The 15,152-nt window shown below is 44.0% G+C and carries 15 protein-coding genes; 9 read left to right on the top strand and 6 right to left on the bottom strand.

Annotated elements, in window-relative coordinates:
* Positions 1 to 18 precede the first annotated feature (18 nt).
* The 3 genes from GSF13_RS22965 to GSF13_RS22955 are packed head-to-tail and all read left to right on the top strand — an operon-like array spanning position 19 to position 2,488.
* Complete coding sequence (locus GSF13_RS22965) at positions 19 to 849, top strand: protein-glutamate O-methyltransferase CheR (protein ID WP_095728126.1); 831 nt, start codon at positions 19 to 21, stop codon at positions 847 to 849.
* Complete coding sequence (gene cheD / locus GSF13_RS22960; protein ID WP_010604353.1) at positions 836 to 1,450, top strand: chemoreceptor glutamine deamidase CheD; 615 nt, start codon at positions 836 to 838, stop codon at positions 1,448 to 1,450. Before GSF13_RS22965 ends, cheD begins: the two co-directional genes overlap by 14 nt.
* A 9-nt stretch (positions 1,451 to 1,459) precedes the next feature.
* On the top strand, positions 1,460 to 2,488 hold the full coding sequence (locus GSF13_RS22955; RefSeq protein ID WP_010604354.1) for a chemotaxis response regulator protein-glutamate methylesterase: 1,029 nt from the start codon (positions 1,460 to 1,462) through the stop codon (positions 2,486 to 2,488).
* Positions 2,489 to 2,521: 33 nt separating this feature from the next.
* Here GSF13_RS22955 and GSF13_RS22950 read toward each other — a convergent pair whose 3' ends face one another.
* The gene (locus GSF13_RS22950; RefSeq protein ID WP_211867189.1) at positions 2,522 to 3,565 is read right to left on the bottom strand and encodes a polysaccharide deacetylase family protein; all 1,044 of its coding nucleotides are present in this window, start codon (positions 3,563 to 3,565) and stop codon (positions 2,522 to 2,524) included.
* A gap of 27 nt (positions 3,566 to 3,592) precedes the next feature.
* On the opposite strand from GSF13_RS22950, the gene GSF13_RS22945 reads away from it, so the two are divergent.
* The gene (locus GSF13_RS22945) at positions 3,593 to 4,861 is read left to right on the top strand and encodes an MATE family efflux transporter (protein WP_249122729.1); all 1,269 of its coding nucleotides are present in this window, start codon (positions 3,593 to 3,595) and stop codon (positions 4,859 to 4,861) included.
* Positions 4,862 to 4,871: 10 nt separating this feature from the next.
* Here the strand turns inward: GSF13_RS22945 and GSF13_RS22940 are convergent, their stop codons facing one another.
* Together GSF13_RS22940 and nfuA are read right to left on the bottom strand one after the other, a co-directional pair.
* On the bottom strand, positions 4,872 to 5,150 hold the full coding sequence (locus tag GSF13_RS22940) for a hypothetical protein (protein WP_174171052.1): 279 nt from the start codon (positions 5,148 to 5,150) through the stop codon (positions 4,872 to 4,874).
* Entirely contained in the window at positions 5,150 to 5,725 is a 576-nt protein-coding gene (gene nfuA, locus GSF13_RS22935) for a Fe-S biogenesis protein NfuA (RefSeq protein ID WP_010378467.1), read from the bottom strand. The genes GSF13_RS22940 and nfuA overlap by 1 nt, the downstream gene beginning before the upstream one ends.
* A gap of 145 nt (positions 5,726 to 5,870) precedes the next feature.
* On the opposite strand from nfuA, the gene GSF13_RS22930 reads away from it, so the two are divergent.
* Positions 5,871 to 8,396, top strand: a complete 2,526-nt coding sequence (locus tag GSF13_RS22930; RefSeq protein ID WP_211867187.1) for a M14 metallopeptidase family protein — start codon at positions 5,871 to 5,873, stop codon at positions 8,394 to 8,396.
* Positions 8,397 to 8,460: 64 nt separating this feature from the next.
* Here the strand turns inward: GSF13_RS22930 and GSF13_RS22925 are convergent, their stop codons facing one another.
* Positions 8,461 to 9,132 carry a phosphoribosyltransferase family protein gene (locus GSF13_RS22925; RefSeq protein WP_206471527.1) on the bottom strand — a complete coding sequence of 224 codons (672 nt, stop codon included), beginning with the start codon at positions 9,130 to 9,132 and terminating at the stop codon, positions 8,461 to 8,463.
* 57 nt (positions 9,133 to 9,189) lie between these two features.
* Between GSF13_RS22925 and bioH the strand changes: the two genes are divergently transcribed.
* The 3 genes from bioH to GSF13_RS22910 all read left to right on the top strand — a co-directional run bounded on the left by bioH (position 9,190) and on the right by GSF13_RS22910 (position 11,218).
* A complete protein-coding gene (gene bioH, locus GSF13_RS22920) occupies positions 9,190 to 9,921 on the top strand; it encodes a pimeloyl-ACP methyl ester esterase BioH (protein WP_206471526.1) in 732 nt (243 codons plus the stop codon).
* A 104-nt stretch (positions 9,922 to 10,025) separates the two neighbouring features.
* Positions 10,026 to 10,334, top strand: a complete 309-nt coding sequence (locus tag GSF13_RS22915; protein WP_102057660.1) for a hypothetical protein — start codon at positions 10,026 to 10,028, stop codon at positions 10,332 to 10,334.
* Positions 10,334 to 11,218: a putative metalloprotease CJM1_0395 family protein gene (locus tag GSF13_RS22910; protein ID WP_206471525.1), complete on the top strand. Its 885-nt coding sequence runs from the start codon at positions 10,334 to 10,336 to the stop codon at positions 11,216 to 11,218. Before GSF13_RS22915 ends, GSF13_RS22910 begins: the two co-directional genes overlap by 1 nt.
* A 116-nt stretch (positions 11,219 to 11,334) precedes the next feature.
* Here the strand turns inward: GSF13_RS22910 and GSF13_RS22905 are convergent, their stop codons facing one another.
* On the bottom strand, positions 11,335 to 13,647 hold the full coding sequence (locus GSF13_RS22905; RefSeq protein WP_174171057.1) for a Tex family protein: 2,313 nt from the start codon (positions 13,645 to 13,647) through the stop codon (positions 11,335 to 11,337).
* Between the two features lie 83 nt (positions 13,648 to 13,730).
* Positions 13,731 to 14,216: a transcription elongation factor GreB gene (gene greB / locus GSF13_RS22900; RefSeq protein ID WP_010378480.1), complete on the bottom strand. Its 486-nt coding sequence runs from the start codon at positions 14,214 to 14,216 to the stop codon at positions 13,731 to 13,733.
* A gap of 214 nt (positions 14,217 to 14,430) precedes the next feature.
* On the opposite strand from greB, the gene ompR reads away from it, so the two are divergent.
* Positions 14,431 to 15,150: a two-component system response regulator OmpR gene (ompR, locus tag GSF13_RS22895; protein WP_010378483.1), complete on the top strand. Its 720-nt coding sequence runs from the start codon at positions 14,431 to 14,433 to the stop codon at positions 15,148 to 15,150.
* Positions 15,151 to 15,152: the final 2 nt, after the last annotated feature.

Below are 15,152 nucleotides of genomic sequence, written 5' to 3'. Positions count from 1 at the left end.
GGCTGAAGGAATACGACGATGCGAGAGTTTCTGTTGACCGATAAGGATTTCTCCGAAATTTCGGCTCGGGTCTATGACACATGCGGCATAGTACTCGGGCCGCATAAAAGGGAAATGGTTTACTCAAGGTTGGCGAGGCGCATAAGAGCCAACGGGCTAAAATCATTTGAGGCGTATTTGTCTTTTTTGGAAGAAAATCAAGATGTTGAGTTTAGCCATTTTATTAATGCAATAACAACTAACTTAACTTCTTTCTTTCGAGAAAATCATCACTTCGAGTTCTTAACGAAAAGAATAGTTCCTGAAATTATTGCCAGGCACAAACACGACAGAAGAGTCCGAATCTGGTCTGCTGGATGCTCTACAGGTGAAGAGCCTTATAGTATCGCGATGACCATTGCGAATGCTTTTCCAAGTGGTTGGGACGTCAAAGTGCTAGCAACAGATCTAGATTCCAACGTCTTGGGCAAAGCGAGTCTCGGAGAATATACGGCAAATAACGTCACGGGTTTAGATGAAGATAAGCTCAAAAAATGGTTTCTTAGAAGTGCAGATGGAGCAATGTATAAAGTGAAGCCTAAATTGCAATCTTTCATCCATTTTAAACGACTTAATCTTCTAGAGCCATGGCCAATGAAAGGACCCTTTGATGTTATTTTCTGTCGTAATGTTTTGATTTATTTTGATAAAGAAACCAAAGATAAATTGTTTGAGCAATATCATGACATGTTAGTTCCCAATGGTTACTTACTTATCGGGCACTCCGAGACGATGGGAAAAGAGCATCTGGAATTTAAAAACCTAGGTAAAACCATTTATCAAAAAGGCCAGTTGAATGAGAGAGTTTAGACCTGTTCTCAGAGGATTCGAACATGTAAAACGCTTTTGGGATTCAGGACGTTCTAAAGTCGTTGCAAAAGTATTACCTGGGGAATTTTATGTATCTAAGCAGGACGAATTGATTTCGACGGTATTAGGGTCTTGTATTGCAGCTTGCGTATATGACGAGAAATTGGGGATAGGTGGTATGAATCACTTTATGTTACCCGGAGCGAAAGCGCTACGAGAAGTGCATGCGGATGACCTAAATTGTCGTTATGGTAACTGGGCGATGGAGTATCTGATAAATGAAGTACTCAAAAATGGGGCGTCTAGAAGCAATTTAAAAATCAAACTTTTTGGCGGTGGAAAAATTATTAGCGCAATGACTGATATTGGGGAAGGGAACATCAGGTTTGCTCAAGCCTATGTGGAAGAGGAAAGTTTGAATTTAATTTCACAGGATGTAGGTGGCCCCTGGCCAAGAAAAGTTATCTTTCATCCTCAAAGTGGCAAAGCGCAAGTGAAAAAGTTACGAACCATGCACAATAACACAATTGAACAACGTGAAGTGCGTTACTTACATGACATTGAGGCTCAAGACAATAAAACTGATATTGAGCTATTTTAGGTGTGAAATATGATCAAAGTTCTGATTGTTGACGACTCGCCGTTAATTCGTGGGTTGTTAAAAGAAATACTAGGTCAGGCGGATGGTATTAAAGTCGTTGGCACCGCGGAAGACCCTTATGAAGCTAGAGAGCTCATTAAATCTACTTCGCCTGACGTATTAACTTTGGATATAGAAATGCCAAAAATGAATGGCATTAATTTTCTTAAAAACTTAATGCGTTTAAGGCCTATGCCTGTTGTGATGATCTCTACGTTGACCCAAGAGGGCTCACCCGCCACGATAGAAGCACTAGAGTTAGGTGCAGTTGATTTTATTTCTAAGCCCACCAGCAATGTTGCTGATACCTTAATGTCTTATTCCGATTTACTGGTTAAGAAGATTAGAGTAGCGGCTGGTGCAAGAGTGAGGGCTTTTAAAGCACCAAAACAGGAAAGCGAATTAGAAATTGGCCGTAATTATACATTTTCGCGTAATACTATTTTAGCCATAGGCGCCTCAACTGGAGGAACTGAAGCGATCAGAGAAGTGCTTATGCGATTACCAACACACGCGCCTCCTGTTGTTATCACCCAACATATCCCACCAGTTTTCAGTACCTCATTCGCGCAAAGAATGGATCGCACCTGTGCGGTATCAGTCAAAGAAGCGGAAGATGGTGATGTTTTATTACCAGGTCATGTGTTCATAGCACCGGGAGACAAACATCTCAAGGTGGCACACACTGCAACCGGATATGTCTGCCGATTAGATGATACTGAGCCTGTTAATCGTCATAAACCCTCAGTTGAAGTGTTATTTAACTCCCTTGTGCCAATGGGGAAGCATGTTTGTGCTGCTATGCTCACGGGAATGGGTAGTGATGGAGCAAAAGCAATGCTAGCTTTGAAAGTCGCTGGTGCCAAGACGTTTGCACAAGATGAACTAAGCTGTGTAGTATGGGGAATGCCTAGAGCAGCGTACGAGCTTGGTGCAGTGCAAAGTCTGGTACCTTTGAGTAAAGTGACCGAAACCATGTTGAGCGCGGTTAAAAAGTAAGGGTAAGAGCTAATTTGTTCCTACCCAAAGCTGTTATTTTTCAATAACCCAAGGTTGTGAAAACCAATAATATCGTCCTGTGTCTTTGATTGAAGGCGCAGTACAGTTATATCGTGACCGTCCTATGGATAGTGCTTTCGGGGTTTGGATACGTACGCTGGTTTCTGATAGCCACGTCAGCTCAGCTTGCCCAACACCTGAAACGTAGCATGCAAATTGACTCTGATGAAAATCCTTATTGTTAAAATGCAACGTGATTGCTGGGGATTTATTGTTCGTGACGCTATCAAGGTACTCTAATTTTTGTAGAGAGAACGCTTTGGTCTCGAGCTTAGTTTTTAATGTTTCTAAGTTGCTGTAGTTTCCCGATGCGGGAAAGCGAGCGATACGTGTAAAATCTGAAGAAATACCAACCGCACCAGAGTGTTGCCCAATACCAATAAGTCCAAGCTCTGCTACTAGCTTTTGTAATTCATGATTAAATTCGCCGTACGGGTATGCGAGGTAGGGGTAATCGTGGCCAATTTCTTCTTTAATTCGCTGTTGTGACCATGTGATATCGTGCTCAACACGCGCACGCCACTGTGCCACTGTTTCATTTTTTAGTTTGAGATGGAGGTAATCGTGCTTAGCACTATGATTTGCGATAATAGCCCCGCGTTTTGCTAATGCCCTCAGTTCATCCCACGTCATGACATAGCTTTTCTTTTCGTCAATAAGTTGAGGGTTGACGAAAATCGTATAGGGAAAGCCAAAAGATTCCAGGATCGGGGCCGCCGCAGTGATATTGTTTTCATAGCCATCATCAAAGGTGATAGCCAACGTTTTTTCTGGTAGAGACTTACCCGACTTCAGGCTATCTAACAAATGTGGTAAAGGTATCACCGAAAAACCATGTTCTTTAATGTGGTTAAGATGAGATTTAAAGGTTTCTTCACTCACGCTGGTGACCGCTGGGAGTTTCTCACTCACGTGATGATACTGTAAGATAACCGCACTCCAACTATTTGCTGAAAATAGGGCCAAACCAAAAATAATATGTTGTATCAATTTCTTAAATGCCATAAAGCGCAACATCTGAGCCTCTTACTACTTGCAGGTCCGATGATACTATCAAATATTACGGTGCCACTGTTAGGATTAGTCGATACGGCAGTAATTGGTCATATGGGGGATGCGCATTTTTTGGCTGGGATTGCGCTTGGCTCTAGCGCTATCTCGGTACTATTTTGGCTTGCAAGTTTTCTGCGAATGAGTACAACAGGAGTGATCGCTCAATCAAGCGGCCAGCAAGACCATGACAAGCTAACACGTTCACTATATACCAGTATGCTCATTGCGCTGCTCTTTGCCGTGAGTTTGATTGTGTTATCTCCTCTGCTGATCCAAGTTATTGCTCAGCTTTCAAATGCTTCTAGTGAAGTATTTGAGCAAGCAAAATTATATTTTCAGATCCGTGTATTTAGTGCGCCTGCAGCAATGTTAAATCTTGTGTTGCTGGGCTTTATGCTTGGGATGCATTACGGGCGAGGACCATTCTATCTGGTGTTGTTCACAAACATAGTGAATATAGCCTTGGACATTTTATTTGTTGTCGGATTTGAGTGGGGAGTAGCAGGTGCAGCGTGGGCTTCACTGATTGCAGACTATTCGGCATTAGGCTTATCCTTGTTTTTGAGCGCATTGGTCGCAAAGCGTCACGGTATTACGTTGAAATTCACTCTACCAAAGCGCGCACAGTGGTTCAGTTTACTCACCTTGAATCGTGATATTTTTATTCGTTCCTTGATCTTACAACTCTGCTTTAGTTTCATGACTTTCTATGGCGCAAGGCTTGGTGAGATCACACTAGCGGCCAACGCTGTCTTACTGAATTTTTTGATGTTAGTCAGCTTTGCGATGGACGGTATTGCTTATGCTGCGGAGGCTAAGGTCGGCAGAGCAAAAGGACAAAGCTCGTTAGGACAATTGCAATTATGGGTAAAAGTAAGCCTGTTTTGGGGGGCTGCATTTGCGCTTTTATACAGCGCTATTTTTTATCTAGCTGGTGGCTGGATCATTAGTTTATTAACCAATATCCCCGAAGTAATAACGTTGGCAGGTACTTACTTACCTTGGTTGGTGCTATTACCTTTGATTGCTATGAGTTGCTTTTTGTTTGACGGCATCTTTGTGGGGCTTACTCGTGCTAAAGAAATGCGAAACAGCATGTTAGTTTCTGCGGTATTCGGTTTCTTCTTGCCGTTTTTAATTGCATTGCCACTCGGTAATCATGCGCTCTGGCTTGCGATGAGTTGTTTTATGGGGTTGCGTGGATTGACTTTGGCATATAAATATCATCAGCTCTCTCGAGAAGCTGCTTTACTCGAATAATGGAGCTGCGTTAAGCAAATGGGTCGTTATCTTTTAGGGCTTGGCGGCGTTTTTCTCTGGCTTCTATCACTTGAGAAAAGCGGTTAGCAAAAATACCAATATAACCGTAAAAGGCACAGCACAAACCAGGAAGTAAAAGCACTAAACCTGCGATTTGAAAGCGATGATCTTGATAATAACCCAGTGCTATAAAAGCACCCGCGAGTAACACAATAACAAGGCCAAAAAGGAAAAATTTGAGGCTTCGCTTAGGGTGAGACCCTAAGCGATAAATGAGGGTTTTGCTCATTAATAGTAAGAGTGTTCGCCACGCGCGTGCTCTGTGATGTCACGTACGCCATTGATTTCTTCAAACTTAGCGATCATCTCTTTTTCGATGCCCTCTTTCAATGTGACATCAATCATTGAGCAGCCGTTACAACCACCGCCGAATTGAAGTACTGCAATACCATCTGCGGTAATTTCTACTAGGCTAACTTGACCACCATGATTGGCCAACTGTGGATTTACTTCTGTCACAAGCATGTGCTCTACGCGTTCAGCTAGGCTCGCATCGTCACGTAATCGTTTAGCTTTGGCATTTGGTGCCTTAAGCGTTAACTGACTCCCCATTTTATCGGTAACGAAATCGATATCGGCTTCTTCTAAAAATGGTGCACTTTCTTCATCAACGATGGCTTCAAAACCATTAAACGGTAAGCGGATATCGCTTTGTTCAACGGCATCTGCTGGGCAATATGACACGCCACACTCAGCTTGAGAGGTGCCTGGATTAACCACGAAAACCCTAATATTGGTGCCTTCAGCCTGATCGGCTAATAGTTTCGCGAAATGGCTTTGGGCAGAATCTGAAATATGGATCATAATTCGCTCTATACTTGACTAAATTACTCGGTTAATACGTATCATACTCTCCTCGTCGTGTTGTCGCTAGTGTTCGGCGTAAAAATTTGGCAATCGGCGGTGTGCTTGTTAGCTTGAAAAGTAATCGGAATTAAAGGACATTATCATGCGGTTAATAAGCTGTATTATCGTGCTGTTGAGCTTTAGCTTGCAGGCCAAGCCCATTGCCTATTATTTTGGCGATGAAGTAAAATTTGATCCCACAATAACTACGCCAAAACAAGCATTTGGATATGAAGTTGGGCAGTGGCATTTGCGCCACGATCAAATCGTTAATTATCTACATACCCTTGCAAGCGAAAGTCCAAGACTGAGTGTCGAAACAATCGGGTTTAGCCATGAGCGACGTCCTTTGTTACTCCTAAAAGCGAGCTCGCCACAAAACCAACAAAACTTGGCGCGTATTCAGCAAGATCATATTGCTTCATTGAGCAGTAGCCAAAGCCGTTCAGACCAGCCAGTTGTGATGTGGATGGGCTATAGCGTGCACGGTAATGAGTCTTCAGGAAGCAATGCCGCGGTACTCATGGCATATTATTTAGCTGCGGCGCAGGGCGAGTCTGTTACGCAGCTCCTTGATAATGCGGTGATATTGTTAGATCCAGCTTTGAACCCTGATGGCTTATCACGTTTTGCTACATGGGCAAACGCCAATAAGAGCATGTCTCTATCAACCGATCCTGCACATCGTGAGCATAATGAGTCTTGGCCTTCTAGTCGCACTAACCATTATTGGTTTGACCTCAATCGTGACTGGTTACTACTACAACATCCTGAGTCAAAAGCACGGATCAAAGCGTTCCATCGTTGGAAACCAAACGTACTGACCGATTTTCATGAAATGGGACCAAATAGTACGTATTTTTTCCAACCAGGGATCCCATCAAGAACTCACCCAATTACCCCATTACAAAACGTAGCGCTAACCAACGAGATTGGTAAGTTTCATGCCAAAGCTCTTGATGCGCAAGGGGAGTTATATTTTACTCAAGAGAGTTTTGATGACTTTTATTATGGCAAAGGTTCTACGTACCCCGACGTAAATGGTGCGGTTGGCATTTTATTCGAACAAGCTAGTAGTAGAGGGCATGCACAAGAAACTCAGTATGGCGTGTTGAGTTTTCCTGAAACGATTAAAAATCAAGTCACGACGAGTCTCTCGACATTCCAAGCCAGCATAACGCATCGACGCGCTTTACTTGATTATCAGCAGCAGTTTTATCAACAAGCGAACGAGCTTGCGAGTAAAGATGAAATTAACGGTTACGTTGTTGCTCGCGGCAAAGATAACTACCGTTTTCAAGCGTTTGTGGATTTATTGAAACAGCATCAGATAGAGGTGAAATACCTCTCAAAAGCCAAAGAAGTTGATAACACCGAATATCAGCAAGGGGATTTATACATTCCACTAGCCCAGCCGCAATATCGCTTGATAAAAGCACTATTTAGCACACAGACGCATTTTAAGGACAACACGTTCTACGATGTTTCAGGTTGGACGATGCCGTATGCTTATGATTTAGATTTTGCCGCAGTAAAAAGTGGCTGGGGTTTAAAGCTTCAAGGTGAATCGAGCACTGACTCAAATATATTGGCTCCCGTTGCAGGAAGTTATGCCTACACCATAGAATGGCACCATTATCTGGCGCCACAATTAGCAAATCGACTCTTACAGGCAGGAGTGAAAGTAGCAGCTGCAATGTCACCATTTTCAGCATCAACAACCTCAGGCTCTCATGACTTCCAGGCCGGTACATTGGTGATAGCAAGTGGTATTCAACAGCAAGCGGACTGGTTTACTGAGCTTGAAACAATCGCCAGAGAGCTTTCACTTCCAGTCTATAGTGTGACTACAGGCATGACACAAAGTGGCGTCGATTTTGGGTCAAGACAAATGCTGCAGCTGCAAAAGCCAGAAGTCTTCATCATAGGTGGTGCGGGTGTAAGTCAATATGAAGCGGGTGAGCTTTGGTATCATTTGGATAGGCATTTAAAACTAGCCCCGTCGATTGTGGAAAAGCAGCATATCGAGAAACTCGATCTTACACGCTACACCCATATTTTATTGGCTGATGGTAAGTATGGAGATTTAAGTGACAAGAGCAAAGCCAAGCTCTTGAGTTGGGTTGCTAAAGGCGGTGTGATTTGGGGGCAAAAGCGTGGTGCACAGTGGCTAATCGAACAGCAACTACTAGACGCTAAAATGGTTTCAAGCAAAGAAATGCGAGCCCAGTTTGACAGCAAAAATCTCACCTTTGCAGATCAAGATAGCCTTTCGGCAAAGCAGCGGATTGCCGGCGCGATTTTTGATGCGCGTTTGGATTTAAGTCATCCCTTGTCTTTTGGCTTCGAGAACCGGGAATTACCTGTCTTTAAAAATAGTACTTGGGTGATGCATCGTAATAATAAGCCATTTATCGAGTCGTTAACGTACACTCAAAAGCCTTTATTGGCAGGGTATACTGATAATATCAACGTTGAGCAGATCGCAGGTTCCTCTGTCTTGATTGCGTCAAAGTCTGGACGTGGGGTGGCTGTTGGAATGACTGACAACCCGGTATTTCGTGGCTTTTGGTTCGGTTCTAGCCGGCTGCTAAATAACGCGTTGTTCTTTGCACACGGCATAAGATAAAGTCCAGAATATTTAGCAAGTTGATTGGTATCTGTTCTAGCTATATCAATTAAATAATACGCTTTTAAGCGTCGAATGGTGTGAGGCTGATAGCCATTGCCCACACCATTTTCGCCCCGTTTTGTTTACACACTTTTGCCGCTGCATTCATGGTCGCGCCCGTTGTGATCACATCCTCAAGCAATATGATATTTTTTCCCTCAACAGATTGGTTGAGCACAAAGGCATTGTTTAAATTACGTTTTCGTTTAGCTTTGGTCAGCTCAGATTGCGGCTTGGTGTGCTTTGTTCTTTTGAGTATTGTCTGGGTGATTGGTAGCCCTTGCCAAATTTGCTCAACTTGATTGTAACCTCGTCGGATTAACCGTCTTCGGTGTAGTGGCAAACAACAAACTAGGTCTACAGGGAAGCCATTTTCTTCACTGAAGCGCTGCCATAGTGTTTGAGCCAGCAGATTCAAGGCACATTGATAGGCTTTGCTGTGGTTAAACTTTACTCCTTGCAACCATGTATTTATAGGCGTGCGGTACCAACTCGCCACGGTTAACCCATCGCAGTCTTCAAGGCTGACCATGCGTTGGATATTAGGGTAATTAAGTAGATTAATCTCTTGTTCCATAAAGTCTAAGCAGGCTTGTAAGCAGTGTGGACAAAGCAAGGCTTCTGTTGTGCGTTGTTCACAACATACACAAGGCTGACACCACTTTTTAGGTAATAACCGATTAAGTTGGATCATTGCTTTCCATCCCGGGTTAGCTATCATGGCGTCAAGTTTGGTATAGAGAACAGATAAATGCAAAATGAAGTTGTGCTGCTCCATGGTTGGGGGATGAACAAAGCGGTGTGGCAGTTATGCGAGGAAGCTTTAGCACCTACAACACCAATTAAAGCGGTCAATCTTCCTGGGTTTGGTGGTACACCAAGCGCCGAGGGCGATTATTCTCTTGAGCGTAACGCTTTACTTATTGCTGAGCAGCTGATGCCACAAAGCGTGTTGATAGGCTGGTCTTTGGGGGGGTTATTTGCATTGTATTTAGCTACTCATTTTCCAGACAAAGTTAGCAAGGTTATTTTGGTCGCTTCAACGCCATTTTTTTGTGAGCAAGCTGATTGGCCCGGAATAGCCCCTAAGGTGCTAAACAACTTTGAGACTCAACTGCAAACCAATAGCGCAAAAACGATAGAAAGGTTTTTAGCGATTCAAGCGATGGGCAGTGAACATGCCAGAGAAGACATCAAACAACTTAAAGCGTTACTGGGTACTCTGCCAGAAGCGGAGGCGAAAGCTCTAGCTGGTGGGTTGGAGATATTGAAATCGCAGGATTTACGTGGTGAATTTTCACAGCTGAAACTTCCCATTATAGGTATATTCGGCCGTTTAGACTCTCTTGTTCCACAAGCGGCAGTCGAGAAAATGCAGGCATTAAATCCAAATTTTAAGGCTCATACGCTTGCAAAGGCCTCTCATGCGCCTTTTATCTCTCATAAAGAAGCCTTTTTATCACGCCTTAAATCAATTGTTTAAATATTTGGAGTAATAAAGCGGCAAAAAATTGCCGCTTTTACTTTTCTTTGTTGATATTTTGCGCAATAATTAGTCAGTAAGAAAAGGTTTATCTAGGTGCGAATATGCCAATAGGTGATGTGTTAAATAATGGAATTGACGGTTATAACCGCGCTGCTCAGGGGATTGCCCAAGCAAGTGCTGATATTAACCGCGCTGCCATCGATCAACAAAGTGATTCTGAACGTGCAGCTGGGCGGCAGTTGCAAGGTGCTAGTGCCGGTGAAGCTGTGACGGCTCCAGTGAGTGAGACGCCAAGCTTGACCGAATCAGTGGTAGCCTTAAAAGTTGAAGAGTTTAACGCGAAAGCCAATGTGCAAACTATTCGCACTGCAGATGAAGTGTTAGGTACGTTGATTGATATTAAAGTGTAATGAACATAGTAACGCCACCACCGGCGATGAATTTAAACACTGCCAACGTGTACACCGAAACGGTTGTACGCGATAATCAGCTGCGTGAAGCGATCCCAAAACCTGCACCAACTAACTCTTCATTTACTGAAAACCGCAACCTTTCCGATTCTGAAAAAGGCCGCTCTTCTAACGTAGACGATGCAAAAGTTTACGGCTCTGATGGTAAAACAGAGCAAAGCAAAACCATTCAAGGCAAAGAGCAAGGTGAAAAAGGCGAAGGCCAAGAAAAAGAAAAGAATGAACAAGAGCAGCAACAAACCGAGCAAGATGAGCAGATCGTTCAAGAATTAAAATCTCGAGATAGAGAAGTAAGATTACATGAGCAGGCTCATGCCAGAGTAGGCGGGCAATATGCCGGCTCACCGAGTTATGAATATCAGCGCGGTCCTGATGGCAATAACTATGCTATTGGCGGCGAGGTGATGATCGACGTTGCGCCGCTGGAAGGTGATCCGCAGGGCACGATTGAAAAAATGCAAACGGTGAGAGCGGCAGCGTTAGCACCAGCAGAACCATCTGGCGCTGACAGAGCCATCGCAGCAGATGCGACTCAAAAACTCTCGGCGGCGCAGGCTGAGTTGGCAAAAGCTTCTATCAGTGGTGAAGAGCAAAGTGATAGCAAGCGGGTACAAAACATTCAAACTCGCCGCTTGAGTGGTGAGCAGGCAAAAGCAGAGAGTGAAGAGGAGCAAGCCAAGCTTAAGCAGGATGCAGATCCTTACGCTGTTGCGATGCCAATTGAAGCTGACCCTGAAATCCAAGCAAGATCGCTCAGGATCTCAAATTTTTATCAACATGTAGCGATGCCTAACCAACCCGCATCGCTATCAGTGCAAATTTAACCGTAGGTATTGGCCTTCTCCTCCGCGGGTCATTGCAGTGAAAACGAGTTAAAACCCCCGACAAACGAAAAGCGCGACCAAGGCCGCGCTTTTCTTTGTTCACTGTTCTGTTGAGATTACTTCTTCAGCTTTGCGAAGGCTTCAGCAAACGCATTACCCATCGCGGCGTTACCTGCATCTCGTGACTTTGGCTTAGAAGACTTAGGCACCGGTTTTCCTTTGTGCGGCTTAGCGTTTTGTTTTTGCGCTGGAGCTTGAGATATTTCATCGTTTAAGCGCATGGTAAAGCTAATGCGTTTACGAGGCACATCAACCTCAATCACTTTGACCTTAACGATATCTCCCGCTTTAACGACTTCACGTGGATCGGAAATAAACTTATCCGTGAGTGCTGAAATGTGAACAAGTCCATCTTGATGTACACCTACATCCACAAAAGCCCCAAAATTGGCAACATTAGAGACCACACCTTCTAAAATCATACCGACTTTAAGATCTGTGATTGTCTCAACACCAGCTTTAAACTGCGCCGTTTTAAATTCTGGGCGAGGATCTCGGCCTGGCTTATCTAATTCTTTGATAATATCAGTGACCGTTGGTACCCCAAACTTATCATCTACATAGTCATTTGCCACAAGGCCATTCAAGACTTCGCGATTACCGATAAGGGTATTCACTTCTAGATTTTGTTTTTTACAAATCGCTTTGACAACAGGGTAAGCTTCAGGATGCACTGCTGATGCATCCAGTGGATCGTCGCCATTGGCGATACGTAAGAAACCGGCTGCTTGTTCAAATGCTTTAGGTCCTAATCGCTCAACTTTTTTAAGCGCTTTGCGATCTGTGAAAGAGCCATTTTCGTCGCGGTATTTTACGATGTTACTGGCTAATGTTTTATTCAAGCCCGAGACGCGCGTTAGTAATGGTATCGATGCCGTGTTCACATCGACACCCACTGAGTTTACGCAGTCTTCGACCACAGCAGTTAGCGTTTGCCCTAACTGGCTTTGAGAAACATCATGCTGATATTGGCCAACACCGATTGATTTTGGTTCGATTTTTACAAGCTCTGCTAACGGATCTTGTAATCTTCTTGCAATAGAAACTGCGCCACGTAGAGATACATCAAGATCTGGAAATTCGTTTGCGGCAAATTCAGAGGCAGAGTACACCGATGCGCCAGCTTCACTCACCATGATTTTATTAAGTTTTAATTCGGTGGCGCTTTTTAGCAGTTCTGCGGCCAGTTTGTCGGTCTCGCGAGACGCGGTTCCGTTACCGATAGCAATAAGCTCAACTTTGTATTGGCGACACATTTGCTCTAGTGTCTTCAGCGACTTATCCCACTGGTTTTGAGGGGCATGAGGGTGGATAGTACTCGTTGCAATCAGTTTGCCTGTGGCATCGACAATAGCGACTTTACATCCGGTACGTAATCCCGGATCGATACCCATTGTCACTTTTGCACCTGCAGGCGCAGCCATCAGCAGATCTTTTAGGTTTTTCGCAAAAACTTCGATAGCATCTAGCTCTGACTTTTCACGCATTGACCCTAAGAATTCGTTTTCCAAGTGCAGGGCGATTTTAATCTTCCATGCCCACTGGACTACACCCATCAACCAATCACTGGCAGCTTTACCAGAGACGGCTAGGCGGTAATGATCGGCAATGATCTGCGCACAAAATTGAGCGGCGTCTTCTGCACTTGGTTCCGGGTTGATAGATAACTGCAAAAAGCCTTCGTTACGTGCTCTTAGCATCGCCAGCGCACGGTGTGATGGAATTTTATTTAGTAGCTCATTATGTTCAAAGTAGTCACGGTATTTGCTTCCTGCTTCTTCTTTACCTGCGATGACTCTTGCTTCGATTTGCGCGTTGTCTTTAAGGTGTGCTCGGAGCTTAGCAAGTAGTTTAGCGTCTTCTGCAAAACGCTCCATGAGAATGAATTTAGCGCCATCTAAAGCCGCTTTGCTGTCAGCAACGCCTTTGCTTTCATCAATGAAAGGAGTCGCTTGTTGTTCTGGGTCTAACGTTGGATCTGCAAATAAAGCGTCAGCTAAGGGTTCCAAACCTGCTTCTATCGCGATTTGGCCTTTTGTTCTGCGCTTTGGTTTGTATGGGAGATATAAATCTTCGAGTACGGTTTTACTGTCGGCGGCTTGTATTTCTGCACTTAGCTCAGCAGAGAGTTTACCCTGTTCATCGATGGTTTTTAAAATAAACTCGCGACGTTCATCAAGTTCTCGTAAGTAACCTAACCTTTGCTCAAGCAAACGCAGTTGAGTGTCATCTAAGCCACCCGTTACCTCTTTACGGTAACGTGCAATAAATGGAACGGTTGCCCCTTCGTCTAGCAAACTAATAGCAGCATTAACTTGCTGTTCTCTGGCGTTAAGCTCAGTTGCTAAACGTTGTGTGATATTGCTCATGCAAAATCCTTATACTCTTCTTAATCGGTCTGTGTTGCCTAGATAATACTCATCTCGGGCAAACAAAATTTAGCTCAATGTTATCATTGTTCGGTGTTTCTGCGATATTCGATTTGGTTGATATACCAAAGTCTTCGGCCGTGCGGTGTGGTGACCGTAATTTCATCATCGACTTGTTTGCTTAGCAATGCCCTAGCCATTGGCGCATCGATGGAGATGTAGTCATTGCGTTCGTATATTTCATCAGGTCCAACAATCCGAAATGCACGAACCTCGCCTTCTTCGCTTTCTACTTCTACCCAAGCGCCAAAAAATACTTTACCTTCTTGTTCGGGACTATATTCCACGACTTTTAGTTCGGGCATACGCTTTCGTAAAAAGCGTACCCGTCTATCTATTTGCCTTAATAAACGTTTATTGAAGGTGTAGTCGGCATTTTCGGAGCGATCGCCTAAACTCGCTGCCCAATTCACAATTTTGGTGATCTCTGGGCGCTTTTCAAACCACAGGTGATCATGTTCTTGCTGCAGTTGGCGGTATCCTTCGGGCGTGATCAAATTCGTTTTCATGTTTCTCAGGTATTTTGGGTTAAACCCTTGTAATGTTCGGTAACAATCTAGTATCAATGTATGGTGTCGAAAAGCACCAAATTCAATTATATTTATGCATAATAATATCATGGTCCATTATCGCCATGAGCGTTAAATGAACAGGATGATGATTTGTGCACGAAATGTCGCAGATCAGCACGCTTTAGTAAATTAATAAATAGAAGAAATATAAATGGGAAATGAAACCACCAAAGTGCTCGTAGTTGACGACGATATGCGTCTGCGCAGTCTTTTAGAGCGTTATCTCGTAGAGCAGGGATTTATCGTCCGCAGCGCAGCCAATTCTGAACAAATGGATAGACTACTTGAACGCGAAAATTTTCACTTGATGGTGTTAGACTTGATGCTTCCTGGAGAAGATGGCCTTTCCATCTGTCGTCGTTTAAGACAAAAAGAGAATGAGATCCCAATTGTCATGTTGACGGCGAAAGGTGACGAAGTTGACCGTATTATTGGTCTTGAGCTTGGCGCGGATGATTACATTCCAAAACCTTTCAATCCAAGAGAACTGTTGGCGCGAATAAAAGCCATTCTTCGTCGTCGTGCCAAAGAAGTACCAGGTGCGCCTGCGGCAGAAGAAAATGAAGTGAGCTTTGGTAACTTTACCCTTAATTTAGCGACGCGAGAGATGCAACATGGGGAAGCGACAATTTCACTTACCTCAGGTGAGTTTGCGGTACTTAAAGCACTGGTGAGTCACCCTCGAGAGCCGCTTAGTCGAGATAAGTTAATGAACCTTGCTAGAGGGCGTGATTATAGCGCACTTGAGCGTAGCATTGACGTTCAGGTTTCGCGCTTACGTCGTATGATTGAAGATGACGCCTCTAATCCTCGCTATATACAAACGGTGTGGGGTCTTGGGTATGTATTTGTGCCTGACGGCGTGAAGTAGCC

The organism is Pseudoalteromonas sp. M8, from assembly GCF_018141365.1.
Taxonomy (GTDB): Bacteria; Pseudomonadota; Gammaproteobacteria; order Enterobacterales; family Alteromonadaceae; genus Pseudoalteromonas.
This window is presented reverse-complemented; position numbering and strand designations above follow the sequence as displayed.